Source organism: Pseudoclavibacter sp. VKM Ac-2867 (genome assembly GCF_015351275.1).
Classification (GTDB): domain Bacteria; phylum Actinomycetota; class Actinomycetes; order Actinomycetales; family Microbacteriaceae; genus Pseudoclavibacter.
In genome coordinates, this window is the sequence record NZ_JADKSL010000008.1 from 173,638 (window position 1) to 195,216 (window position 21,579).

Consider the following 21,579-nt stretch of genomic DNA (forward strand, 5'->3'; position numbering starts at 1 on the left):
TGCGATTCTTCGTTTCGTTGCGGCGCAACCCGCCAGCGTTGGCGGGGCGCATTCTTTCAAGCATGTGTGCGCCGCTGTGGGCGCGTGCTGGTCAGCCGACTCGTGCTCGTAAGCAGGTGGGCGTCTCGGACTTGGGTCCTGGTGGCCACGGATCCGGTGGCGCGGATGGCGACAGGCAGGATCTGGAATGTCCGCGAGAAGCGGGGTGATCATGCGTCGACTCCACCACTATACGGCACGAAGCCTGAATGGGACGGATTTCTCGTGAACGATGACATCAACAGCAGCGTCGGTGAGGGGGACGAGGTGAGAGAGAGCGGCGGCACGAGCGGGCTCGGTGAGCTGCAGCAGCTCGGCTTCTCGGTGTCCGGATCCATCTCGAAGTCGGTGGATGAGGTCTACGAGGCGGTGGCCGGAGCATGGCGTACGGCTGCGGGAGGGCTTCTGCAAGTAGGCGAGAGCGTCGGCGGGCCGCCTCTTTCGCTGACGGTGCTGCTAGTCGGTGGCGACCGGATCGAGCGTCGGGTACTTCGGCGTGCGCGAGTCACCTGACGACTTGCCGGTGAGCCGGCGGCCGATCCAGGGGAGCACGTACTCACGCCAGTACTCGGAGTTGCGAGGGCGCTGGATGCTGGGGGTCTGGGGGCCGAAGTCAGGTGCGGGCACGTCGAGGGCGGAGAGGACGTTTGCGGCGACCCTCCGGTGGCCGCTCACGCCCATGTGGAGGCGGTCGCGTGACCAGTAGTCGAGGTGGCGCAGCTCAGGGTCCGCCCAGTTGTCGACGAAGGTGATGCCGGGTTGCGGCGGCATCTTGGCGTGCACAGCGGCGGCGAGTGCGTCTCCGCGTGCCGCGATGCGCTTGCCCATGGGGAGGTGGTCCGAAGGGTTCGCGCCCGAGAGGAGGATGACGTGGATGCCAGCGTCGAGGGCCTGCTTGGCGCCGTCGACGAGGCGCTGGGCGACGTCATCGATGGAGACTCGGGGGCGGAGGATGTCGTTGCCGCCGCCGTTGAGGCTCATGAGCTGTGGCTTGAGCGCGATCGCTGCGGGAAGCTGCTCTTCGAGGATCGCGTCGAGAAGCCGCCCGCGGATAGCGAGATTCGCGTAGGTGACGGGCTCCGGCGACGAGACAGCGAGACCCTGCGCGACGAGGTCAGCCCAGCCGCGCACTCGACCATCCGGCAGCTCATCGCCCACGCCCTCGGTGAAGCTGTCACCTATGGCGACGAAACTCGTGAATCCCATGGTGAGAGTCCATCACACTAAAGAACCCACGCCGCTCAGGAGCGGAGACGCGCGCCGGAACCAACTCGCGCTCTTCCTGCTGCGTCGGCGGCGGGGGAGTTCAGAGCAGAGCTGCTGTGCGCGACGCAGCTCTGCCCTGCTCTACCCTGCCCTGCTCAGATCACGCAGGCGTCGCCCTCGCAGGCGATGCCTGCGTCCCCCAGCATCGTGAAGCCGCCTGCCTGTACGGACCCCGGAGCCGCGTCTGATTCCGCGTCCAGGGCAGCTGGCGTCACGACTGAAGCGCTCAGGGTGCCAGTGCTCACGCTCGAAGTGCCCGTGCCCGTGACCGCAGTCGCGGCCGCATCCGCAGTTGCACCTGGAGTCGCCGTCTCCGGAGCCGCCGCAGCTGGATCCACGGCCGCAGCCGTAGCGGGGGCGGCGGCCGTGGCGGTGGTGGATTCGTTCACGCCGTTGATCAAGTGGTCGGTCACGCGGTCGTGTTGTCGCGGTCGGTGGTGACCTTGTTCAGGACATCGGCGAAGGTCGCCGCTTCCTGGGCACCGGAGACGCCGTATTTGCCGTCGATGACGAAGAACGGGACGCCTTGGATGCCGTACGCCTGCGCCTGCTGCTGGTCGGCGAGGACATCGTCGTGATGGACTCGCTCTTCGAGCGCGTGCACGGCAGCGGCGCGGTCGAGGCCGAGCTCTTCGGCGATGTCGCCGAGCACTGCGATGTCGCTGAGGTCGCGTCCTTCGACGAAGTAGGCCTTGAGGAGGCGCTCCTTGGCGTCGAGCTGGCGGCCATTGGCCTTCGCGAAGTGGATGAGCTCGTGCGCGCGCACGGTGTTGACGTGCTGGACGGAGTCGAAGTCGTAGTCGAGGCCGACGTCCTTCGCGATGCCGGTGACGCGGTCGAGCATCTGCTCGACCTGCACGACGGGGAGGCCCTTTCGCTCGGCGAGGTACTCGGTGGTCGAGCCGTGGAAGTCGATGGGCGTATCGGGGGACAGCTCGTAGCTGTGGTACTCGATCTCCACGGCCGGGGCGTCACCCGACGCTGAGAACTGCTCGATGCCGCTCTCCAGTTTCCGCTTGCCGATGTAGCACCAGGGGCAGGCGATGTCCGACCAGATATCGATGCGGATCGGAGCCTGGCTCGATGCGGCCTGAGATGTGTTCTGCGTTGCTGTCGTCACACGCAATGCAACAGGGCCTCTTTCTCGACTATTCCCAAGCGAAACCGGCGGGCTGACGGTCCGGCCGGCTGTCCCGTCAGCGGGCCCAGGCGGTTGGCGCGCCGACGGGGCAGGCGGTTGGCGCGCCGCCGGGCGAGCCGCCGGACCAGCTGACGGGGCGCCGCCGGACCAGCCGACCGGGCGCCGATGGACCAGCCGTCGGGTGAGCCGATGACCAACCCACGGACCAGTCGAGGGTTGAGCCGACGGGCGAGCCGATGACCAAGCGATGGCCAACCGACGCACCAGTTGACGGACCACTCCTCGCCCCTCGAGTCGAGTCGAGTCGAGTTAGAACGGTGGCTCCGGAGGTGCAATGGGCGCCGCGGGTGGAGGATCGTCGTCTCTTTCGCGGGGCGGTTTGCTGTCTCGCCGCCAGGGCAGTTGGTCGGTGGGTGTGAAGGTGGGGCCGTGGGGTTCGGGGTGGTCTGTGTAGGTTTTTCCGCTTGGGGTGGTCCATTCGAGGGTGCCGCCGTCGTGTTGGGTGACGGTCCAGGCGGTGTGGTGCTTGATGATGTGGTGGTTTTTGCAGAAGTCGCTGAGGTTCCAGGTGGCGGTTTTGCCGCCGTATTGGTGGTCGATGGTGTGGTCGAGTTCGCAGTTCGTGGCGGGTTGGCGGCAGCCGATGAAGCGGCAGTGGATGTCGCGGGCTTGGAGGAACGCGCGCATGGCAGCGGTGGGGGTGTAGGCGTCGACGGCTTGGACGGCTCCGGTGATGGGGTGGGTGAGGAGGCGGACGAACGCGGGTGCGGTCGCGGCGAGGTGTTTCGCGTCTTCGATGGGCATGGGGGACATGCCCTCGAGCAGCGCTGGGGCGCGGCGAGGGTGGCCATCTCTGCCGGCGTCGGTCGGGCCGCCGCTGTCCGCGCCGGTGTCGGTGAGGAGTGTCGTGATGGGGATGCTGACGTGGGTGGTGGCCTGGATGCCGTTCGCTGCGCTGGAGATGGTGGGGTCGCTGGTGAGGAGCAGGTCCGCGATGACGTCGGACATGACCTGGTCGAGGGTGCGCTCATCCGGCGCAACCGCGTCTGCCAGCTCGCCCGGCTCGCCCGTCTGACCGGTTTCGCCGGCCTGGCCGGTCTGATTGGTGCCCGGCTTGGGGCGGGCTCTGATGATGGCTTTGCTCTGCTTGCGTGCGCGGTCGCGGATGGCGTGCGCGAGGAAGGAGCTCATGAGCACTCGCAGGATGCTCATGCCGTCGCCGAGGTCCTCGACGCTCACGCGGCGCCGTTTCTTGGCGCGTTCGTGGCGTTGGTCGATGGACTCCCCGGTGAGCTCTTCCGCGACGCGCTCGGCTGCTTTCTGCAGCGCTGCCGGTGGGAGGGGCTCTCGGCGCACGCGCTCCAGCATGACCTGGACGAAATCGCCCCGCCGGTGGGTCTGCTCGGCCGGGTCGTCGTGGTTGATCTTCAGGCCGGTCTCGACGAGCTTGTGCACCTGAGCGGGCGTCGCAGCATTGCTCTCGAGCGCGAGGGCGAGGGCCGGGAACTCGCGCAGCGTCACGGATGCTGACGCGAGGTGTCCCTGGGCGGTGCCGGCGGCGAGCTTCACGAGCAGGCCGACCTCGTTCGCGATCGATCGCACGTGCATGGCGGATTCCGCGCATCCCTCAGCGACATCGAGGGCGTGCCCGAAGTCGTACGCGGCGGCGTGTGCTCGCAGTTGCAGGGCGGCGCCGGCCGCGAGCATCGCCGCGGCCGCTTCCTCCATCGCGAGGATCTCCGAGCGGCGAGCCGCGACGGAGGCCGGGTCCGAAGGGTCAAACCCCGGATCCGGGACCGGGCTCGCCTCGGCCCCTGACCCCTCGTGTCTGTCGCGTTGCTGCATGCCCAAAGTCTACGAACGACCACCGACATTCGAGAGGGTGGTGGATAACTTTCTCGGAGCGCATGGACTGCGGCTCGCGGTTCAGTGAGTCTATCCACAGACCTGACGGGCACTTCAGCAAGTAGTTATTGGTACATGTGTTCCATTCTGAGTAGGTGCGAAACCAGAACTCACGTTAACCCAGAACTTCGCCACTCACTCCGCCTTGACGACCGCCAGCTCGTCCCAGTGGGTGGTTGCACGGGGTGAGACCATGTCGCGCCGCATAGTCCAGCTCCGCCCACTGCGGAGGCCGGCGACGCCGAGGCCAAGCGATTCCTGGCCGAACTTCGCGGCGACGGCGTCGAGGGCCTCGCCCACGCGCCTGTCTTCGCCGCGCTCGTCGAAGATGTCGAGTGCCGCGTACGAGTCTCGCGCGACGAACTCGAAGAGCGAGACGCCGACGCGCACGTACTTCAGCTCGGCTCGCAGCTGCGGGCCGAGGGCGGTGGCGGCGGCACGGAAGAGCACGACCGGGTCGTCGGTGGGTTCCGGGAAGGCGACGGACACGGCGTGCGACTCGTGCCCTTCGCGGAAGGGCGAGGTCGCGGCGTAGCAGCTCATGGCCCGCGTGAGCGAGCCTTGCGCGCGGAGCCGAGCCGATGCGCGCTGCGTGTACACGGAGAGCACCTCTTCGAGTTCCTGCACCGTGGAGATGGGGACTGCGAAGGAGCGGGAGAACTGGATCTGCTCGCGCTCCGACGGGACCTCGTCGATGGGGAGGCAGTCGATGCCGCGCAGCTCCTGGACGACGCGCTCCTGGACGACGCCGTAGCGGCGGCGGATGGCGGTGGGGGAGGACTCGCGGAGGTCGAGGGCGGTGCGGATGCCGAGGCCCACGTATTTCGCGGCCATCTTGCGGCCGACGCCCCAGACGTCACCGATGTCGATGGTGCTGAGGATCCCGCTGAGCTGCTCTCGCTCGTAGGCGCTGAGGTGGCAGACGCCGCCCAGCGATGGTTCGGATTTGGAGCCGCGGTTGGCGAGCTTAGCGAGCGTCTTGCTTGGGGCGATCCCGATGCTGACGGGGATGCCGATGAGCTTCCGCATCGCCACCCTGATCTCGCGGGCGACGGCGAGGGCCTCCCGGCGGTCGCCTGGCAGCCGGATGAAGCTCTCGTCGATCGAGTACACCTCCTGTGAGGGCGTGTAGCGGCCGAGGAGCTCGATGGTGCGGGCGTTGATGTCGCCGTAGAGCTCGTAGTTGCTGGAGCGGGCGACGACGCCCTTCATCGCGGCTTCCGGGGCGATGGCCTGCCAGGGGGCGCCCATCGGGATGCCGACGGCTTTCGCTTCCTCGGAGCGCGCGATGACGCATCCGTCGTTGTTGGAGAGCACGACGATGGGCTTGCCTTCGAGGCTGGGGTCGAAGATGCGCTCGCAGGATGCGTAGAAGTTGTTGGCGTCGACGATGGCGATCGCGGACTGCCGGAGCTCCTGCGTCGATGCCTGGGTCGAGTCGTGCGTCGCGTCCGTCATCTCAGACACGGTGGAGGCATCTCGTGACGACGCCCCACACGGTGAGCTCGCTGAGCTCTTCGAGCACGATGTCGGCGTATGCGGGGTTCTCGGGCGCGAGGCGCACGCGGCCGTGCTCGAACCGCAGGCGCTTGACGGTGAGCTCGCCGTCGACGACGGCGATGACCACGTTGCCGTCGTGCGGTTCGAGGGAGCGGTCGACGATGATCTCGTCGCCGTCGAAGATGCCGGCCCCGATCATGCTGTCGCCGCTGACACGGACGATGAAGGTCGCGGCGGGGTCGTTGATGAGGTGCCGGTTGAGGTCGACGGGCCCGGAGTAGTAGCCCTGGGCGGGTGAGGGGAAGCCGGCTGGGACTGCTTCCTCTGCGCGTTCCGGGAGCTGCGCATTGGGCGTGCTGCCCGGTTCGACCTCTTCCGGGTGCCCGAGGGGAGCGAGGATCTCGACGCCTGCATCGCTCACTGTCGGCACCCTGTCCTTCGTCTCGGCGGAGGGAGCGGGGTGTGGTCCCGCTCGATCACGCGTGTGTTCGAGCCCCAATTGTCGCGGATGAACCTTCGGGATGCGTGACGGATGCATCCGCCGAGTGGTGGCGACCGATGGGCACCATGAGCGGCCGGCCGGAGACGGGGTCCTGCACGACGAGGCTCTCGAGCCCGAAGACGGCGCGCACCGTGTCGACTGTGAGGACGTCGCCGGGTTCGCCCGCTGCGTGCAGTCCGCCGTCGGCGAGCGCGATGAGGTGGTCCGCGTAGCGCGCTGCCAGGTTGAGGTCGTGGAGCACCATGACGATGGTCGTGCCGCGGGACTGGTTGAGGTCGGTGAGTAGATCGAGCACCTCGATCTGGTGGCTGACGTCGAGGAAGGTCGTCGGCTCGTCGAGCAGCAGCAGGTCGGTCTGCTGGGCGAGGGCCATCGCGATCCACACGCGCTGCCGCTGCCCACCGGAGAGTTCGTCGACGTGGCGGTCGGCGAGAGCCGTCGTCTCTGTCGCTTCGAGGGCGGCGGCGACGGCGAGGTCGTCGTCGTGGCTCCACCTGGAGAGGATGCTCTGGTGCGGGTGGCGGCCGCGGCCGACGAGGTCGGCGACCGTGATGCCCTCGGGGGCGATGGGGGATTGGGGCAGGAGCCCGAGGATGCGCGCGAGCTGCTTCGCGGGTGTCTTGTGCACTTCCTTGCCGTCGAGGAGGACGTGCCCGTCGCGAGGTGCGAGGAGCCGCGACATGGAGCGCAGCAGGGTCGACTTGCCACAGGCGTTCGCGCCGACGATCGCCGTCACCTTGCCTGGCGGCACGAGGAGGTCGAGCTCGTCGATGACGACTCGGTCGCCGTAGCCCAGGCTGAGCTGCTCGACGATGAGGGTGTGGTCTGCGGTCATAGCGAGCCTCCCGCGCGGTTCGTGCGGATGATCAGGTAGATGAGGAACGGCGCACCGAGCACGCCGGTCACGACGCCCACGGGGTAGCGGGTGCCGAGGAGGAACTGGCCGACGAGGTCGGCGACGAGCACGAGGAGGGCTCCGACGAGGCCCGCGGGGATGAGGAGCGATCCGCCTCCGCCGAAGAGGCGTGCGGCGATGGGGCCGGCGAGGAACGCGACGAAGGCGATGGGGCCCGCGGCGGCTGTCGCGAAGGAGAGCACGCCGACGGCGGTGATGATGACGACGAGCCTCGTGCGGTTGACGCGCACCCCGAGGGCCGCTGCGGTGTCGTCGCCGAGCTGCGTGGCCGAGAGGCTCCGGCTCTGGGCGAGGAGGATCGGGACGAGCACGAGGATCGAGATCGCCACCGGGAGGATGGCGTTCCAGGATGCGCCGTTGAGGCTGCCGTTGAGCCAGCGCAGCGCTTCCTGGAGGTCCCACTGGGCGGCCTGTGAGAGCACGTAGTTGGTGATGCTGTCGAGCATGGCGGCGATGCCGATGCCGATCAGGATGAGGCGCGTCCCCGTGACGCCGCCCTTGAACGACAGGACGTAGATGAGGATGGCCACGCCGAGGCCGACGAAGATCGCGAAGAAGGACACCTCGCTCGCGCCAAGCGAGAGCGTGACGATGCCGAAGGCGGCGGCCGCGCTGGCGCCGGAGGAGATGCCGATGATGTCGGGGCTCGCGAGCGGGTTGCGCAGCATCGTCTGGAAGGTGACGCCGGCGAGGCCGAAAGCGAGTCCGGCGAGGACCGCGAGCACGGCACGCGGGAGCCGGAGCCGCCCGACTGTGAAGGTCGCACCCTGCACGTCCTGGCCCAGCACGACGGCGATGACCTGGTCGAGGCCGTAGAAGGTCTGTCCGACCATGAGCGAGACGACGAAGACGAAGAGGATGAGGGTGACGAGCACCAGCATGAGGAGTCGGCGCCGCGCGTTGCGTCGGCCGCGGCTGCGCGCGACGGCGCGGGCTGTCGCCTCGATGACGGAGTTCGGGGAGGCGGGGGCGAGCGAGGTCGGCGATGAGGCTGGCGCGGCCGAGCTCGAAGGACGGGTCGCGGTCATAGGGCGCGCACCTTCGAACGGCGGACGATCCAGATGAAGATGGGGGCTCCGATGATGGCCGTGATGATGCCCACGTCGATCTCGGACGGGCGGGTGAGGATGCGGCCGAGCACATCCGCCCCCGTCAGCAGGGAGGCGCCGACGACTGCGGAGAAGGGCAGCACCCAGCGGTGGTCGACGCCGAACATGAGGCGGCAGGCGTGGGGCACGACGAGGCCGACGAACGCGATGGGACCCGTGACGGCGGTGGCGGCGCCGCAGAGCACGACGGCGCCGAGGGCCGCCGCGCCGCGCGTCAGCGCGACGCGTTCGCCGAGTCCAGCGGCGAGATCGTCGCCGAGGGCAAGCGAGTTGAGGCCCTTCGCCGAGGCGAGGCTGACAAGGAAGCCGACGATGAGGAACGGCAGCACCTGCGAGATGCTGTCCCAGGTGCCTCCGCCGACGCCGCCGATCTGCCACGACCTGGCGCTCTGGCTGATGTCGCCCCGAGGCAGGATGATGGCGGTCACGAAGGACGCGAGCGCGGCCGACGTCGCCGCACCGGCGAGGGCGAGCTTGAGGGGCGTCGCGCCGCCCCGCCCGAGCGAGCCGACGACGTACACGAAGACGGCCGCGAGGGCCGCGCCGGAGATGGCGACCCAGATGAAGCTCGACGCGGAGGCCAGGCCGAAGTAGGCGATTCCCGTCACGACGGCGAGGGATGCGCCCATGTTGACGCCGAGGATGCCCGGGTCTGCGAGCGGATTCCTGGTGACGCCCTGCATGACGGCGCCTGAGACGCCGAGGGCGGCCCCCACGGCGACGGCGAGGAAGGTACGGGGGATGCGTTTCGCGACGGCCGCCTCGTCGAAGCCGTTCGTCGATCCGCCGAGGGCTGCTACCGCATCCGCCCAGCTCACGTCGCGCGATCCGATCATGACGGACACCACGATGAGCGCGCCGAGCGAGGCGATCGCGAGGAGGAACCACAACGCCCGCAGCCGCCGGGGGCGTCGCACGATGGCGACACCCCCGGCGGCTACGGGAGGAGCGGTCTGGGTCACTTGACCTGTTCTGCTGCCTGCGAGAGGAGCGCGACGTAGTCGTCGAGGATCCACGAGATGGACAGCGGCGTGGGGTTCGCGGCCGTGCCGAGCGGCTCCGTGCCTGGCAGATTGACGATCGAGCCGTTGGCGACGGCGGGGATCTGCGAGAGCACGGGGTCGCCCTGGAGGGTCTGGACGAGCTCCTCGCCGCCGTAGGTGACGATGATCTCGACGTCGGCGAGCGTGTCGCTCTGCTCGGCGCTGATGGTCTGCGAGAACTGGTCGGTCGATGCCGACGCGTCGACGAGGCTCTGCGGGAACGTCATGCCGAGGTCCTCGAAGAAGGCGCTGCGGGTGTCGTGCGTCGTGTAGAAGCTGACCTGGCTGAGGTCGGTCTCGTCGACGTGGGTGAGGAACATGGTCTTCTTGCCCTGGATGGCCGGGTACTTGGCCGCCGTCGCCTCGATCTCGCCCTCGAGCTCGGTGATGAGCGCGTCGCCTTCGGCCTCGAGGCCCATGCCCTGGCTGTTGAGGCGGATCATGTCGCGCCACGAGGTCGCCCAGGCCGTCTCCGGGTAGGCGACGACGGGTGCGATCTCGGAGAGGGTGTCGTAGTCCTCCTGCGTCAGGCCCGAGTAGGCGGCGAGGATGACGTCGGGGTTCGTGTCCGCGACAGCCTCGAAGTCGACGCCGTCGGTCTCGTCGAAGAGCACTGGGGTCTCGCCGCCGAGCTCTTCGAGCTTCTCGCTCACCCAGGGGAGGATGCCGTCGCCGTTGTCGTCGCCGAAGTCGGCCCTGGCCATGCCGACGGGCACGACGCCGAGGGCGAGGGGCACTTCCTGGTTGGCCCAGTTGACCGTGGCGATGCGCTCGGGCTTCTCGGTGATCTCCGTCGTGCCGAGGGCGTGCTCGATGGTGATCGGCGTGAAGTCGCCGCTCGCTGCGCCCGGCTCCGCGTTCGTGCCGGCTGAGGGGGTGGTCGAGCAGGCGGCGAGGCCTGCCGTGAGCAGCGCTGTCGCGGCGAGGGCGACGAGCTTGGAAGCGCGGGGCATGGTGTCCTTTCGAGGGGGGAGCTGAGCCTTTTGCGCACGCCGATGAACGCCGTCTGGCGGCGGAGAGGCGGGGTGCGGTGTCGAAGTCAGCGGCAGCCGTGCAGGGCCGAGAGCTTGCCCTGTTAGGAGTGCCTTACCAAAGCTAAGCGACGCACGTCGTGTTTGCAATCGAGGCGAACCGACACATTTCTTCGCGAAACGGACACCGTGTGGTGGGTGTGGTCGCGTTTGGCAGCCGGTTCGGCCCGCCAGTGCTACTGAGTCCGGAACCGCCCTGGGCTCATCCCCGTGACCCGACGGAACGCGGTGCCGAAGGCGCTCGCCGACCGGAACCCCGCGGCGACCGCAACGTCGTCGATGCTCTCCCCGTCAGTCAGGAGCACGATGGCACGCTGGATGCGAGCCGTGGCGACCCAGCGGCTGAAGCCCAGGCCGGTCTCCGACTGGAACTGGCGTGTGATCGTGCGGGCGCTCACGCCGAGCTCGACCGACCACTCCTCGAGTGTCCCAGCGTCGCGGACATCAGCGCTGACTGCCTCGACGATGGGAGCGAGCAGGGGAGAGTCGGGAATGCGCAGCAGCAGTTCATGGGGTGAGGGGGTGAGCACGTCGAGCACCATCGCCTCGGTAGTCGCCCGGGACGCGTCGTCGAGTCCGGGCTCCGCGAGGCGGTCGAGGAGCAGGCGCAGCAGGTCGGTGACGTCGACCGCCACGGGTTCGTCGGCGATGGGTGCCGTCGTCTGCACGCTGAACATCGCCGTCCGGTACCAGGTGCCGGCCGGCGTCCACGCCGTGTGCCTGACTCCGGCGGGGATCCAGAGGCCGACGGCCGGCGTGATCGTCCACGTGCGTGGGCCGACTGTCAGCGAGGACGCGCCCCGCGTGTTCCAGATGAGCTCGTGCGTGGGGTGGGAGTGCTCCTCCCAGAATGTGTTCCGCTCGATCGCCTCGTTCATGCCGTCGATGACGTACGGCACGTCGATGGAGCCTGCCTCGTAGAGGGGCAGGCTCCTCCGGTCGACCTCCGGAGCGCCGAGAGTGCTCATGGCACCAGCCTACGGAGCCGAGCAGATGCCACCCGCACGGCGGTCGTCGTTCAGTCGTGCTCGGCTTTCAGCCAGTCTCCGGACGTCGGCGCCCACCCGTAGGCGTCTCGCGCGTACTGCCCGGTCGCGGCCTGATCCTGCAGGAGCGCGTCGGCGAAGGGGGCGCCGAGCCGTTCGCGGCTCGCATCCGGTGTCTCCTCCACGAGCTCGACCGTGCCGTGCCCTGACGATGCGATCTCGCGAACCGTGGGGTTCTCGCCGCTGGCCGCGATCACGTAGCCGACGGCGGCGCCCTTCTCGAGGACCCGCACGTACAGCTCAGCGAGGTCGTCGACGTGGACGAGTGTCCACCGCTGCCGGCCGTCGCCGACGAGGGACACGGGGCCGGACCCGTCACCTGCGAGGAGCTGGGTGACGCCCCCCTGCCCGCCGTAGACGACCGCGGGTGCGATGATCGCGGTGTTGACGTTGCTGTTGATGACCTGGCGGTCGATGGGGATGCGCCACGACACGATCTCGGGTGCGTCGGGTTCGGACTCCTCCGTGATGGCCGAGTTGTCGCCGAACAGCCAGATGCCGCTCGTGTGCACGAACTGCGTCGGGGAGTGCACCAGCTCGTTGAGCACGATGGGCACGAAGCTGGGGTCGACGTCTGCCGCCGATGCGGTGTGGATGACGCCCTCCGTCTGGCGGAGCAGTGGGGCGAGCGCAGCCCGGTCGGTGAGGTCGACGACAATCGCCTTCGCGCCTGTCTCTCGAACGAGCGCCGCCTTCTCCTCGCTGCGCACCGCGGCGGTCACGGCGTGGCCGTTCGCGAGGAGCGCGCGCAGGACTGCCGAGCCGATGTAGCCGGTCGCTCCGGTCAGGAACACCTTCATGTTGTTGCCTTCCGCTGTGTCGAACTGGACACTCGGGTGCAACCTCGGCAGGGTCGGAGTCATTCCGGGCGGTCGCACCCGCCGACCGTATCCTCAGCTTTCGTCCGGCCCCGACGGACGGGCGCGGGTGCCCTGCTCGACGGGCGTCGGGTTGCGCTCGTAGGAGTGCTCGTCGAGCGAGCCGCCGGACTTCAGCACTCGCAGCTCCTCGGTCTGCACCCGGAGCGCGGGTGCGGCTGCCAGGTTCGACGGCTGCTCCGGGGTGCCGGGCAGCCACACGTTGAAGAACAGGTTCAGGATCACCGAGACGATCGCCGCAGAGCTGATGCCCGAGTCGAAGATCGTGACGAACCAGTCGGGGAACGCGTGCCAGAACTGCGTCGAGACGACTGGGATGAGCCCGAAGGCCAGCGACGAGGCCACGATGATCATGTTGTTGTTGCCGGTGTAGTCGACCTTCGAGAGGGTGCGCACGCCGCTGGCCGCGACGCTGCCGAAGAGCACGATGCCCGCGCCGCCCAGCACGGGGCTCGGGATGACGCTGAAGACGGCGGCGGCCATGGGGGAGAGGCCGAGGAGAATCAGGAGCCCGCCTCCGGCCGCGACGGCGAAGCGGCTCTTGATGTCGGTCAGGGCGACGAGTCCCACGTTCTGCGCGAAGGCGGTCGCGGGGAACGAGTTGAACACGGGGGCGATGAGTGAAGACAGCATGTCGGCGCGCAGCCCGTCGCCGACGCGGCGCGAGTCGACCTTCGTTCCGACGACTTCTCCGACGGCCAGCACGTCTGCCGTCGTCTCGACCATGATGACGAGGATCACGATCGTCATGGAGACGATGGCGCCGATCTCGAAGATCGGCATGCCGAAGGCGAAGGGCTGCGGGAACGCGAAGATCGACGCGGACCCGACGGCGTCGAAGTCGGCCTGGCCGAGGATGAGCGCGAAGCCCGTGCCGATCGCGAGGCCCAGCAGCACGGCGAGCCGGGAGAGGGCGCGGATCTTGCTGAGGATGAGCACCACCGCGAAGGTGAGGAGGGCGAGGCCGATCTTGTCGGCGGATGCGAAGCCCTCGGCGGTCGGGTCGGATCCCGTCACCCAGCGCGCCGCGACGGGCATGAGGGAGAGGCCGATGACGGTGATGATCGATCCGGTCACGACGGGTGGGAAGAACCGCACGATCCTGGCGAAGAACGGGGCGATGATGAGGCCGATGGCGCTCGCGACGATGACGGCGCCGAACACGGTCTGGAGTCCGGTCTCCCCGTTGCTGCCGATGATGGCGAGCATGGTCGAGACGGCCGCGAACGAGATTCCCTGCACGAGGGGGAGCCTCGAGCCGAAGTACGGCACCCCGATGGTCTGCAGCACGGTCGCCGCGCCGCTGACGAAGAGCGCGCAGGTCACGAGCAGTGCCTTCTGGCCGACGTCGAGGCCGGCGGCGCCGCCCACGATGAGGGGTACGGCGATGACGCCGCCGAACATCGCGAGGATGTGCTGGACGCCGTAGCCGACGGTCTTGCCTGGGCTGAGCCGCTCGTCCTCTGGACGAGCATCCGGTGAATGTGACGCGGACGTAGACGTTGCCGGAGGGGTTGAAGGCGCTGGGCTCTTGCGGGACTCGGGAGACATGAGCTGACCTCTCTTGGGGTCGTCAAGCAGCGCTGCCACGCGGGAGCTGGGAGGAGCGCTGAGCTGAGGGTGTGCGGAGGCGCCGGCTCGATGGCCGACGCGCCCCTAGATGAACCCGGGCGTGTCTGCCCAGGCCTCGGGCGCCGGTGCGACGCCGTCTCGGATGACGGTTCCCTCGATGAGTCCGTAGGGGCGGTCGGCGGCGAAGAACACCTCGCCGGGGTTGTCCAGGTCGAACGGGGAGAGGTCGACGAGGAAATGGTGCTTGTTCGGCATTGCGAAGCGGACCTCCGCGATCTCAGGGAACTGCTCGATCGCCACCTTGCCCATCTGCCACAGGGTCTGCTGCAGGGCGAGGGAGTGGACGGTCGCGAACGTCGAGATCAGGACCGCCGAGATCGCGTCGTAGAGGGCGTTGTAGTCGGGTTCCGCATCCACGGCCTCTGGCGTGTAGCGCCAGCGCGCCGTGACCGAGGTCGCGAGGATGCGGTCGGTCGCCTCCGCGAGGGTCGTGTACTTGTCGCGCGGGAAGCCGTGGAACTCGCTGCCCGTCGACTTGAGCACCGTCAGGTCCTTGAGCCCGGCCGTCACGTGGGTCGCGCCGTCGATCTTCTGCACGGTTGCAAGCCGGGTCGCCTGGCCTTTGCGCACGAAGGCGTGGTCGTGCTCGGCGCCGTCCACGCTGATGCGCTCCCACTCGAACTGCTCGGCCTGCCACAGGCCGCCCTCGATCCACTCGAACGCGTCGACGAAGTGCGAGCCGAGTTTGAGGAGGAAGCTCTCCGGCGAGCCGACCCCGTGTTCGCGGGCGAACGCGAAGATGGTGTTCTTCTGAGTGTCGGTGGCGACGACCAGCGAGTTGTCGCCGTCGAGGTAGGACCCGGCGAGGGCCGCTCCGCGGAGCTGGCTGGTGATGTTGAGGTCTTCGATCTCGTGGCGATCGGTGTCACGGGTGATCCTGACGAGGCGGTTCTCCGCCTTGCCGTACTTGTTGGCGCCGAGACTCACGGTGACGTCGGTCATGGTCAGGTCCCCCTGTAGGTCGAGTAGGCGAATGGGCTCAGCAGCAGCGGCACGTGGTAGTGCGGCGGGTCGCCTTCGCCGGGCGCGGTGTGTGCGCTCGCGACGGTGATCGCCACCGTGATGTGCGGGTAGAAGGTCGCGACGCCGCGCTCGGCGAAGTACGCGCCCGTCTCGAACAGGAGCTCGTAGGTGCCAGCGGGGAGCGCCGCGGGCCCGAGGTCGGTGACGCGGCCGTCCGCATCCGTCACCGCCTGCGCGAGCTCCCGGCCGTCGAGCGTCCGGAGGCGGATGCGCACACCCGCGGCGGCCAGTCCGACGGAGCTGTCGAGCACGTGGCTCGTGATCCGGCTGGTCATTCGGTCACCGATTCGTCGAGGCGGAGGAGGGTGATGTCCCGGAGTTCCGAGGCGACGACAGCGAGCTCCGCGTCGTCGTCGTTCTCGAGGCGCGCCTCGAGCTGCTCCAGGATCTCGGCGGGGGAGCGGCCCGCGGCTCGAACGAGGAAGATGCGGTCGAAGCGCGCCTCGTATCGGCGGTTGCCCTCGGCGATGCGTTCGCGGAGCTCATCGCCCGCGGCGGCGACCGCCCCCTGCTCCCTGGCGGAGTGCCCGGCGCCCGGTTCGGCGGCGCTGGCACGCTCGCCGATGCGCGGGTGGCCGGACAGCGCGAGCTGCACCTCAGTCTGGCTCCAGGCGGCCGCCGCATCGGCGGCGCGCTCTCGCATGGCGGCTTTCGACGCGAACGGTCGCGATTCAACCAGCGCAGTCGTGAAGGCGGGTATTGCGACGAGCGTCGCGGCGAAGTCGGCTGCATCGGCTTCGCTGAGCCGGTTGTAGTCGTTGATGAGCACAGGAAGATCCCTCCGTGGCGGATAACCGTAAAGCTATCCCTTCACGCCCCGTCGGAGATTTCAGCGAGGTAAAAGAGAGATTTCCATGCGTTTCGAGAACGCCGCCGACGAGTTCGCCTCAGCGACGGGGCAAACTGCCGTCAGCTGCGCGCGGTGTGCGATTCGGAGAACAGCGGGTCGCTCGGGTCGGAGTGCGGGGCCCTGGCGATGACCCAGTTCGCGACGCACGGCTCCGGGGAGCGGTTGCTCACGCGGTGCGGTGTCTCCGAGGAGTACGTGATGGAATCCCCGGCACGCAGGGTCACGGTATCGCCGTGCACCTCGACCGTGAGCTCGCCGGAGATGACGACCCCTGACTCGACGCCCGTGTGGGTCGCGAACGAGCTCGCGTCGCCCGCAGAGGCGGAGGTCATGGGCGGGAAGGTCGACTCGAAATGGTCGATGCCCGAGGTGCGCGAGCCGGAGAGGCGGCGGTAGATCACGCCGTTCTCGAGCACCACGGGAGCGATCTCGCCCTGCCGGAGCAGGCTGTAGCTGCCGAAGCTCGAACGCTCGGCATGCGCGCCGGTGCCGCCCGCGAAGACATCCGTGATGGAGGCGCCCAGCTCGCCGACGATCGCGATCAGCCGATTCACGCTCGGCCGCATGACTCCACGCTCGATCTGCGAGACGGCGCTGGCGGAGATGTCGAGGCGCCTTGCCAGCTCCCTGAGGGAGAGGCCGGCCTCCTCGCGGAGCACGCGGAGCCGGGCACCCAGCTCGGCGGCGTCCCCCGCTTGATCGGCGAGCGTCGAAGCAGCGGCGATCTCCGCGTCAGACCTGGGGGTGACGGTCTCTGGTTCTCGCACTGGTCACGCGCCTCTCGGCTCTGGGAACCCACAGAGTAGCAAGCGCGAGCTTCACACCGCCGGAAGCCGGAGCTCCGGCGGTGTGAAGGACGAGCTACGCCGTCGTCGGTCCCAGGTCCGGGTCAGTGGCCTCCGCGGCGGGCGCAGGCGCGACGACGTCGCTCTTCGGCACACCGTCGGTGTCGGCCGCGCTTCCCGCACGGTCGGTGGAGTCAGGGCCGCGGCGCTCGACGCCGACCGTCACCTGCGTGACGAGTGCTGCGATCGCACCCACCGCGACGAGCACCGGGGCGAGTGCCGCGGCGACGACAGTGACGGCGAGGCCAGCGGTCAGGGGGATCTCGAGGAGTGTCGTGCCGTCGTCGTTCTTGATGAACACGCGACGCACGTTGCCCTCGTGGATGAGCTCCTTGACCTTGCCGAGGAGGTTCTCCCCGGAGACCTTGAACTCTTCGTAGCCGCTCTTCTTTTCCGTCATGTGGTGCATCCCTTTCGTCGGTGATCTTGCGTTCGTTGGAACTGGGTCAGGCCATCTTGGAGTAGTCGGGCAGCTCCTGGATGGACCAGGAATTGCCGTCAGGGTCGGCGAAGTAGACGAAGCGCCCCCACGCCTGCTCGTCGATGTCGCTCACGGCGACGCCTCGGCTCTCGAGGTCGGCGTGCGCCTCCTCGATGGAGGCGACGACGCACTGAAGCGCACGCAGCGAACCTGCTGGCATGTCGCTGATGCCCACACCGAAGGCGATCGAGCAGGCGGAGCCGGGAGGAGTCACCTGCACGAACCGGATCTCGTCGCTCACCACCTGGTCGTGGTCGACCGGCCACCCCAGCGTCTAGCCGTAGAAGGCGCGCGAGCGGTCGACGTCGGCGACGGGAACGCCGACGAGTTCGATGCGGTACTCAACCATGATGATGCCCCTGATTCCCCTGGTGTGCCGTTCGGTCGAGACCGGTGGATGCCGGCGCGTCGACGGCGCAGCGTGCGGGCAATCTAGCACCGGCCGCCGACAGTTCCCGGAGGTGCTTTGACTGGGTCGCTGCGGGTGTCAGCGAACCTCGCGCCAGGCCGCGAGTGCGGCTTCCCGCCCCTCCTTCAGTCCAACGATGGGTTCCGGGTACTTGTTGCTGCCCGCCTCGGGGACCCATCGCTGCACGTAGGCCCCGTGCGGGTCGAATCGCTCAGCCTGGCGCTCCGGGTTGAAGACCCGGAAGTAGGGCGCCGCGTCCACACCGGAGCCTGCGACCCACTGCCAGTTGAAGGGGTTGGAGGCCTGGTCGGCGTCGACGAGCGTGTCCCAGAACCACTCCTCGCCGCGACGCCAGTCGGTGAGCAGGTGCTTGGTGAGGAACGAGGCGGTGACCATGCGGATGCGGTTGTGCATGCTGCCTGTGCGCCAGAGCTCTCGCATGCCGGCATCCACGATGGGGACCCCGGTGCTGCCGCGCTGCCAGGCGTCGAGTGCGTCGCGGTCGAGAGCGGGCCACGGGAAGTCCTCGTAGGCGGCTCGCCAGGGCCGCGTGTGCAGCTCCGGGAAGCTGTAGAGCGTGTGCCAGGCGAACTCCCGCCAGAGCAGCTCGCGACGGAAGGTCGCTGCGCCCTCGCCCGTGCGACCCTCGAGGGCGTGCCAGGCCTGGGCGGAGGAGATCTCGCCCCAGCGCAGGTGGGGGCTGAGCCGGCTCGTGCCCTCGAGGTCTGGCCGGTCGCGATCGGCCTTGTAGTCGCCGACGACCCCGTCGAGGAATGCCTCGAGACGCTCGTGGGCGCCGTGCTCACCGGGGGTCCACTCTTCGCGGAGGCCCTCGGCCCAGTCGGGTCGCGTGGGGAGCAGCTCCCAGGAGTCGAGGGGGTCGGAGTCGAGCGAGCTCGCCTTCGAGCCGTGGGGCAGCGCATCCGGTGCCTCGAGCGGCACGCGGGGCGGCTCGTGCTGGAAGCGGCTCTGGCAGGCATTGGCGAAGGGCGTGTACACGCGGTAGGCCTCACCCTGACCGGTCTGGATCTGCCAGGGCTCGGTGAGGAGCGACCCGGGGAGGCTGTGCGCCTCGATTCCCCCGTCGACGAGGCCCTGCTTGATGCGAGCGTCGATCTCGCGCTCGGCCCCGCCGTAGCGCCGGTTCCAGACGACGAGCTCGGCGCCAGCGTCCTCCGCGACCGCTGGCACGATCTCCTCGGCCCTGCCGCGGCGCAGCAGGAGCGCCCCACCGATCTCCTCGAGGCGCTCGCGTAGGGCGAGCAGGCTGTGGTGCAGCCACCACTTCGCGGCGCCCCCGAGCGCGCGAACGCCGGGGGATTCCTCGTCGAGCACGAAGAGGGCGATGACGGGCCCACCGCGCTCGAGGGCTACGTGCAGGGCCGGGTGATCGTGGATGCGCAGGTCGTCACGGAACCAGACGAGCGTTGGGGAGGCCATGCGGCAAGGCTATTGGGCGAACCTCGTTCGCTGGCTGGACGTGACGCTCGCCCGTGTCATCCCAGAGGAGCATGCTGCCGCGACCAGGGGTGGACGCGACCGAGCCGGGCGCGTCCGTAGCGTCGAGGACATGAACACCACACCCCCACTTGTCGCGAGCGTCGTCGACGTTCGGAAGATCTACGGCACCCACGGCAGCGTCGCCGCCCTCGACGGCGTCAGCCTCGGCATCAGAAGCGGTGAGTTCACGGCCATCATGGGCCCGAGCGGATCCGGCAAGTCGACGCTCATGCACGTTATGGCCGGCCTCGACGGTGCCTCGTCCGGGCGCGTGTTCCTCGGCGACACCGAGATCACGGGCATGGGCGACGGCGAGCTGACGGTGCTGCGGCGCCGAGCGGTCGGCTTCATCTTCCAGGCCTTCAACCTCGTGCCCACACTGGATGTGCGCGGCAACATCATGCTGCCGTTCGACCTCGATGGCCGTACCGTCTCGCGCGACGAGGAGGCCTGGATCTCGCACCTCATCCAGACGCTCGGACTCTCGCAGCGTCTCGCGCACCGACCGTACGAGCTGTCCGGCGGGCAGCAGCAGCGGGTCGCCATCGCCCGGGCCCTCGCGACCCGGCCGAAGCTCATCTTCGCCGACGAGCCCACGGGGAACCTCGACTCCAAGACCGGCCGCGAGGTCCTCTCGCTGCTCTCGACGGCGAGCAGCCAGTACGGCCAGTCGATCGCGATGGTGACGCACGACCCGATCGCCGCGAGCCACGCCGACCGCGTCGTCTTCCTCGCCGACGGCAAGGTCGTCGCCGATCGTCCGCGCACGAGCGCCGCCGAGATCGCGAACCTCATGCTCTCCATGGAGACGGCAGCATGAGTGCCACGAGCACCGCACCTGCGGCCCAGGCAAGCAGCGCCGCCAAGGCGCAGCGCGCCCCCGAGTCCCAGCAGAGCAGCGGAGGCGCCGCCGTCGTGCTCGTCTCCGCCCTCTCGGCGGCCTTCGGCACGGTCCTGATCATGATCGTCGCCGACCTGGCCGCCTACTTCGACGCGATGGGCCTCAGCGAGATCGGCGCCCTCGCCAGCGTGCTCGGCACGGTTGCAGCGCTGTTCTTCGCGATCGCGCTCTTCGTGGGCGCCGTCGTCACGTCGAACTCGGTCGCCACCGTCATCGCCGGACGCACCAAGGAGATCGCGCTGCTGCGCCTGATCGGGGCATCTGGTCGGTCGCTGCGCCGGCGCACCGTCCGCGAAGGGCTCGTCCAGGGCGCCTCGGGTGCTGTTGCCGGGGCCTCCCTCGGTGTCGGGCTGACGGCCCTCGGCGCGCAGCTCGCCATCACGAACGGCGCGCTCGACCCGTTCCCGTTCCCGATCGTGCACCCGGCGATCCTGGCGCCCGTCATCGCCGTCACGGCGGCGACCGTCATCGCGTCCTGGGTCGGCTCGCGCCGGGTCCTCACGGTCTCGCCGATCGCGGCCACCTCGTCCAGCGCAGAGCCCACCATGCAGGAGCTCCGCGCCGGTCGCGGACGCAGCATCACGGCGACGATCCTCATCGCCCTCGGCACCGCCATGCTCATCGGCGGCGTGTTCCTCGGCCTGCAGAGCTCGAGCGGCGTGCTCGTGAGCGTCGGCGGCGGCATGCTCTCGTTCGTCGGCGTCATCGTCGGCGCTCCCGTCATCCTCCCGCCCCTCATGAGCCTCGTGGGCAGCGCCCTCGGTCGCGGCCCGGTGCCGCGCCTCGCCGCCGCCAACGCCGTGCGCAACCCCGCGCGCAGCAGCCGCGCCGTCATCGGCCTCGTGATCGGCATCACGCTCGTCACGATGTTCGCGGTTGCCAGCGAGACCTTCCGCGCCATCACCCTCCGGTTCGGGCAGATGGAGCCCGAGATGTACGCCGCCTTCGAGCAGGTCATCGACGTCACGACCGCCATCATGAGCGTGCTCCTCGGCTTCTCCGTGCTGCTCGCCGCCGTCGGCATGGTCAACACGCTCTCCCTGAGCGTCATGCAGCGTCGGCGGGAGCTCGGGCTGCTGCGAGCGCTCGGCTTCACCGTCGGCCAGGTGCGGCGGATGATCGTGACCGAGGCGGTTGCCATGATCGCCTCATCCGCGCTCTTCGGTCTGCTCCTCGGAGTGTTCTACGGGTGGGTCGGCGCCCAGGCCACCTTCGGGTCGCTCGTCGGACAGCTCGTCCTGCCCAGCATCCCGTGGGTGACCGTCGCCGCCGTGCTGCTTGTGACGCTGCTCATCACCGTCGCCTCATCGCTGCTGCCGGCTCGTCGAGCCACCCGGGTCTCGCCCGTCGCGGCGCTCGCCGTCGACTGAGGCGCTGACGCCGGTTGTGACGCGCTGACGCCCGTTGTGAGGCGCTGACGTCGGCGGCCTCCGCTAGTGCCCGGCCACGTGCTCCCGCTCGAAGGCCCCGCGCTCCCGCCCGCCCGCGCTCACGCCCGCGCTCACGCCCGCCCGTCCGCAGAGTTGTGGCCCGGTGCTGCTCCCGATCACGGGAGCAGCACC

24 protein-coding genes are annotated in these 21,579 nt (G+C 69.1%); 3 read left to right on the forward strand and 21 right to left on the reverse strand.

The genetic code is table 11. From position 1 onward, the window contains the following. Positions 1-264: 264 nt before the first annotated feature. A complete protein-coding gene (locus tag ITJ67_RS10145) occupies positions 265-552 on the forward strand; it encodes a hypothetical protein (protein WP_194677519.1) in 288 nt (95 codons plus the stop codon). On the opposite strand, the gene ITJ67_RS10150 is transcribed toward ITJ67_RS10145, so the two are convergent. The 21 genes from ITJ67_RS10150 to ITJ67_RS10245 form a co-directional block, all read right to left on the reverse strand. Beyond that, positions 496-1,245, reverse strand: coding sequence for an SGNH/GDSL hydrolase family protein (locus ITJ67_RS10150; RefSeq protein WP_194677520.1), 750 nt, complete (start codon positions 1,243-1,245; stop codon positions 496-498). The genes ITJ67_RS10145 and ITJ67_RS10150 overlap by 57 nt on opposite strands. A gap of 155 nt (positions 1,246-1,400) precedes the next feature. Then, complete coding sequence (locus ITJ67_RS10155) at positions 1,401-1,718, reverse strand: hypothetical protein (protein WP_194677521.1); 318 nt, start codon at positions 1,716-1,718, stop codon at positions 1,401-1,403. Further along, on the reverse strand, positions 1,715-2,425 hold the full coding sequence (locus tag ITJ67_RS10160; protein WP_194677522.1) for a DsbA family oxidoreductase: 711 nt from the start codon (positions 2,423-2,425) through the stop codon (positions 1,715-1,717). Before ITJ67_RS10160 ends, ITJ67_RS10155 begins: the two co-directional genes overlap by 4 nt. 330 nt (positions 2,426-2,755) lie before the next feature. Beyond that, positions 2,756-4,291, reverse strand: coding sequence for an HNH endonuclease signature motif containing protein (locus ITJ67_RS10165; protein ID WP_194677523.1), 1,536 nt, complete (start codon positions 4,289-4,291; stop codon positions 2,756-2,758). 195 nt (positions 4,292-4,486) lie between these two features. Continuing rightward, positions 4,487-5,809 carry a Y-family DNA polymerase gene (locus ITJ67_RS10170; protein WP_194677524.1) on the reverse strand — a complete coding sequence of 441 codons (1,323 nt, stop codon included), beginning with the start codon at positions 5,807-5,809 and terminating at the stop codon, positions 4,487-4,489. Between the two features lies 1 nt (position 5,810). Then, positions 5,811-6,272 (reverse strand): translesion error-prone DNA polymerase V autoproteolytic subunit, encoded by a 462-nt coding sequence (locus ITJ67_RS19715; protein WP_323741444.1) that lies wholly within the window; start codon positions 6,270-6,272, stop codon positions 5,811-5,813. A gap of 55 nt (positions 6,273-6,327) precedes the next feature. Beyond that, entirely contained in the window at positions 6,328-7,188 is an 861-nt protein-coding gene (locus tag ITJ67_RS10180; RefSeq protein WP_194677526.1) for an ABC transporter ATP-binding protein, read from the reverse strand. Next, positions 7,185-8,297: a FecCD family ABC transporter permease gene (locus tag ITJ67_RS10185; RefSeq protein ID WP_194677527.1), complete on the reverse strand. Its 1,113-nt coding sequence runs from the start codon at positions 8,295-8,297 to the stop codon at positions 7,185-7,187. Before ITJ67_RS10185 ends, ITJ67_RS10180 begins: the two co-directional genes overlap by 4 nt. Then, positions 8,294-9,340, reverse strand: a complete 1,047-nt coding sequence (locus ITJ67_RS10190; protein ID WP_201297538.1) for a FecCD family ABC transporter permease — start codon at positions 9,338-9,340, stop codon at positions 8,294-8,296. Before ITJ67_RS10190 ends, ITJ67_RS10185 begins: the two co-directional genes overlap by 4 nt. Then, positions 9,337-10,374 carry an iron-siderophore ABC transporter substrate-binding protein gene (locus ITJ67_RS10195; protein ID WP_104332837.1) on the reverse strand — a complete coding sequence of 346 codons (1,038 nt, stop codon included), beginning with the start codon at positions 10,372-10,374 and terminating at the stop codon, positions 9,337-9,339. Before ITJ67_RS10195 ends, ITJ67_RS10190 begins: the two co-directional genes overlap by 4 nt. A 254-nt stretch (positions 10,375-10,628) precedes the next feature. Continuing rightward, complete coding sequence (locus ITJ67_RS10200) at positions 10,629-11,420, reverse strand: helix-turn-helix domain-containing protein (RefSeq protein WP_160070715.1); 792 nt, start codon at positions 11,418-11,420, stop codon at positions 10,629-10,631. Between the two features lie 50 nt (positions 11,421-11,470). After that, on the reverse strand, positions 11,471-12,298 hold the full coding sequence (locus tag ITJ67_RS10205) for an NAD-dependent epimerase/dehydratase family protein (RefSeq protein WP_194677528.1): 828 nt from the start codon (positions 12,296-12,298) through the stop codon (positions 11,471-11,473). Positions 12,299-12,391: 93 nt separating this feature from the next. Further along, entirely contained in the window at positions 12,392-13,927 is a 1,536-nt protein-coding gene (locus ITJ67_RS10210; RefSeq protein ID WP_194677529.1) for a nucleobase:cation symporter-2 family protein, read from the reverse strand. 105 nt (positions 13,928-14,032) lie between these two features. Beyond that, a complete protein-coding gene (gene pucL, locus ITJ67_RS10215; RefSeq protein ID WP_194677530.1) occupies positions 14,033-14,950 on the reverse strand; it encodes a factor-independent urate hydroxylase in 918 nt (305 codons plus the stop codon). Positions 14,951-14,952: 2 nt separating this feature from the next. Then, positions 14,953-15,306 carry a hydroxyisourate hydrolase gene (gene uraH, locus ITJ67_RS10220; protein ID WP_160070719.1) on the reverse strand — a complete coding sequence of 118 codons (354 nt, stop codon included), beginning with the start codon at positions 15,304-15,306 and terminating at the stop codon, positions 14,953-14,955. Further along, positions 15,303-15,800, reverse strand: a complete 498-nt coding sequence (gene uraD, locus ITJ67_RS10225) for a 2-oxo-4-hydroxy-4-carboxy-5-ureidoimidazoline decarboxylase (RefSeq protein WP_160070720.1) — start codon at positions 15,798-15,800, stop codon at positions 15,303-15,305. Before uraD ends, uraH begins: the two co-directional genes overlap by 4 nt. 140 nt (positions 15,801-15,940) lie before the next feature. After that, the gene (locus ITJ67_RS10230) at positions 15,941-16,648 is read right to left on the reverse strand and encodes an XRE family transcriptional regulator (RefSeq protein WP_323741445.1); all 708 of its coding nucleotides are present in this window, start codon (positions 16,646-16,648) and stop codon (positions 15,941-15,943) included. A 94-nt stretch (positions 16,649-16,742) separates the two neighbouring features. After that, positions 16,743-17,126: a DUF4342 domain-containing protein gene (locus ITJ67_RS10235; RefSeq protein WP_194677531.1), complete on the reverse strand. Its 384-nt coding sequence runs from the start codon at positions 17,124-17,126 to the stop codon at positions 16,743-16,745. Between the two features lie 46 nt (positions 17,127-17,172). Then, a complete protein-coding gene (locus ITJ67_RS10240) occupies positions 17,173-17,478 on the reverse strand; it encodes a VOC family protein (protein WP_228502610.1) in 306 nt (101 codons plus the stop codon). Positions 17,479-17,481: 3 nt separating this feature from the next. Then, on the reverse strand, positions 17,482-17,646 hold the full coding sequence (locus tag ITJ67_RS19720; protein WP_228502562.1) for a hypothetical protein: 165 nt from the start codon (positions 17,644-17,646) through the stop codon (positions 17,482-17,484). Positions 17,647-17,694: 48 nt separating this feature from the next. Next, complete coding sequence (locus ITJ67_RS10245; RefSeq protein ID WP_194677532.1) at positions 17,695-19,056, reverse strand: cryptochrome/photolyase family protein; 1,362 nt, start codon at positions 19,054-19,056, stop codon at positions 17,695-17,697. A 130-nt stretch (positions 19,057-19,186) separates the two neighbouring features. On the opposite strand from ITJ67_RS10245, the gene ITJ67_RS10250 reads away from it, so the two are divergent. After that, positions 19,187-19,936 (forward strand): ABC transporter ATP-binding protein, encoded by a 750-nt coding sequence (locus ITJ67_RS10250; protein WP_194677533.1) that lies wholly within the window; start codon positions 19,187-19,189, stop codon positions 19,934-19,936. Further along, positions 19,933-21,387 (forward strand): ABC transporter permease, encoded by a 1,455-nt coding sequence (locus tag ITJ67_RS10255; protein WP_228502564.1) that lies wholly within the window; start codon positions 19,933-19,935, stop codon positions 21,385-21,387. The genes ITJ67_RS10250 and ITJ67_RS10255 overlap by 4 nt, the downstream gene beginning before the upstream one ends. Positions 21,388-21,579: the final 192 nt, after the last annotated feature.

Excerpts from the sequence above, each read along its gene's own strand:
- ITJ67_RS10255 (WP_228502564.1), top strand. The coding sequence starts at position 19,933 with ATGAGTGCCACGAGCACCGCACCTGCGGCCCAGGCAAGCAGCGCCGCC.
- uraH (WP_160070719.1), bottom strand. The coding sequence starts at position 15,306 with ATGACCAGCCGGATCACGAGCCACGTGCTCGACAGCTCCGTCGGACTG.
- ITJ67_RS10165 (WP_194677523.1), bottom strand. The coding sequence starts at position 4,291 with ATGCAGCAACGCGACAGACACGAGGGGTCAGGGGCCGAGGCGAGCCCG.
- ITJ67_RS10250 (WP_194677533.1), top strand. The coding sequence starts at position 19,187 with ATGAACACCACACCCCCACTTGTCGCGAGCGTCGTCGACGTTCGGAAG.
- pucL (WP_194677530.1), bottom strand. The coding sequence starts at position 14,950 with ATGACCGACGTCACCGTGAGTCTCGGCGCCAACAAGTACGGCAAGGCG.
- ITJ67_RS10185 (WP_194677527.1), bottom strand. The coding sequence starts at position 8,297 with ATGACCGCGACCCGTCCTTCGAGCTCGGCCGCGCCAGCCTCATCGCCG.
- ITJ67_RS10200 (WP_160070715.1), bottom strand. The coding sequence starts at position 11,420 with ATGAGCACTCTCGGCGCTCCGGAGGTCGACCGGAGGAGCCTGCCCCTC.
- ITJ67_RS10170 (WP_194677524.1), bottom strand. The coding sequence starts at position 5,809 with ATGACGGACGCGACGCACGACTCGACCCAGGCATCGACGCAGGAGCTC.
- ITJ67_RS10210 (WP_194677529.1), bottom strand. The coding sequence starts at position 13,927 with ATGTCTCCCGAGTCCCGCAAGAGCCCAGCGCCTTCAACCCCTCCGGCA.
- ITJ67_RS10245 (WP_194677532.1), bottom strand. The coding sequence starts at position 19,056 with ATGGCCTCCCCAACGCTCGTCTGGTTCCGTGACGACCTGCGCATCCAC.
- ITJ67_RS10205 (WP_194677528.1), bottom strand. The coding sequence starts at position 12,298 with ATGAAGGTGTTCCTGACCGGAGCGACCGGCTACATCGGCTCGGCAGTC.
- ITJ67_RS10235 (WP_194677531.1), bottom strand. The coding sequence starts at position 17,126 with ATGACGGAAAAGAAGAGCGGCTACGAAGAGTTCAAGGTCTCCGGGGAG.
- ITJ67_RS10150 (WP_194677520.1), bottom strand. The coding sequence starts at position 1,245 with ATGGGATTCACGAGTTTCGTCGCCATAGGTGACAGCTTCACCGAGGGC.
- ITJ67_RS10180 (WP_194677526.1), bottom strand. The coding sequence starts at position 7,188 with ATGACCGCAGACCACACCCTCATCGTCGAGCAGCTCAGCCTGGGCTAC.
- ITJ67_RS10195 (WP_104332837.1), bottom strand. The coding sequence starts at position 10,374 with ATGCCCCGCGCTTCCAAGCTCGTCGCCCTCGCCGCGACAGCGCTGCTC.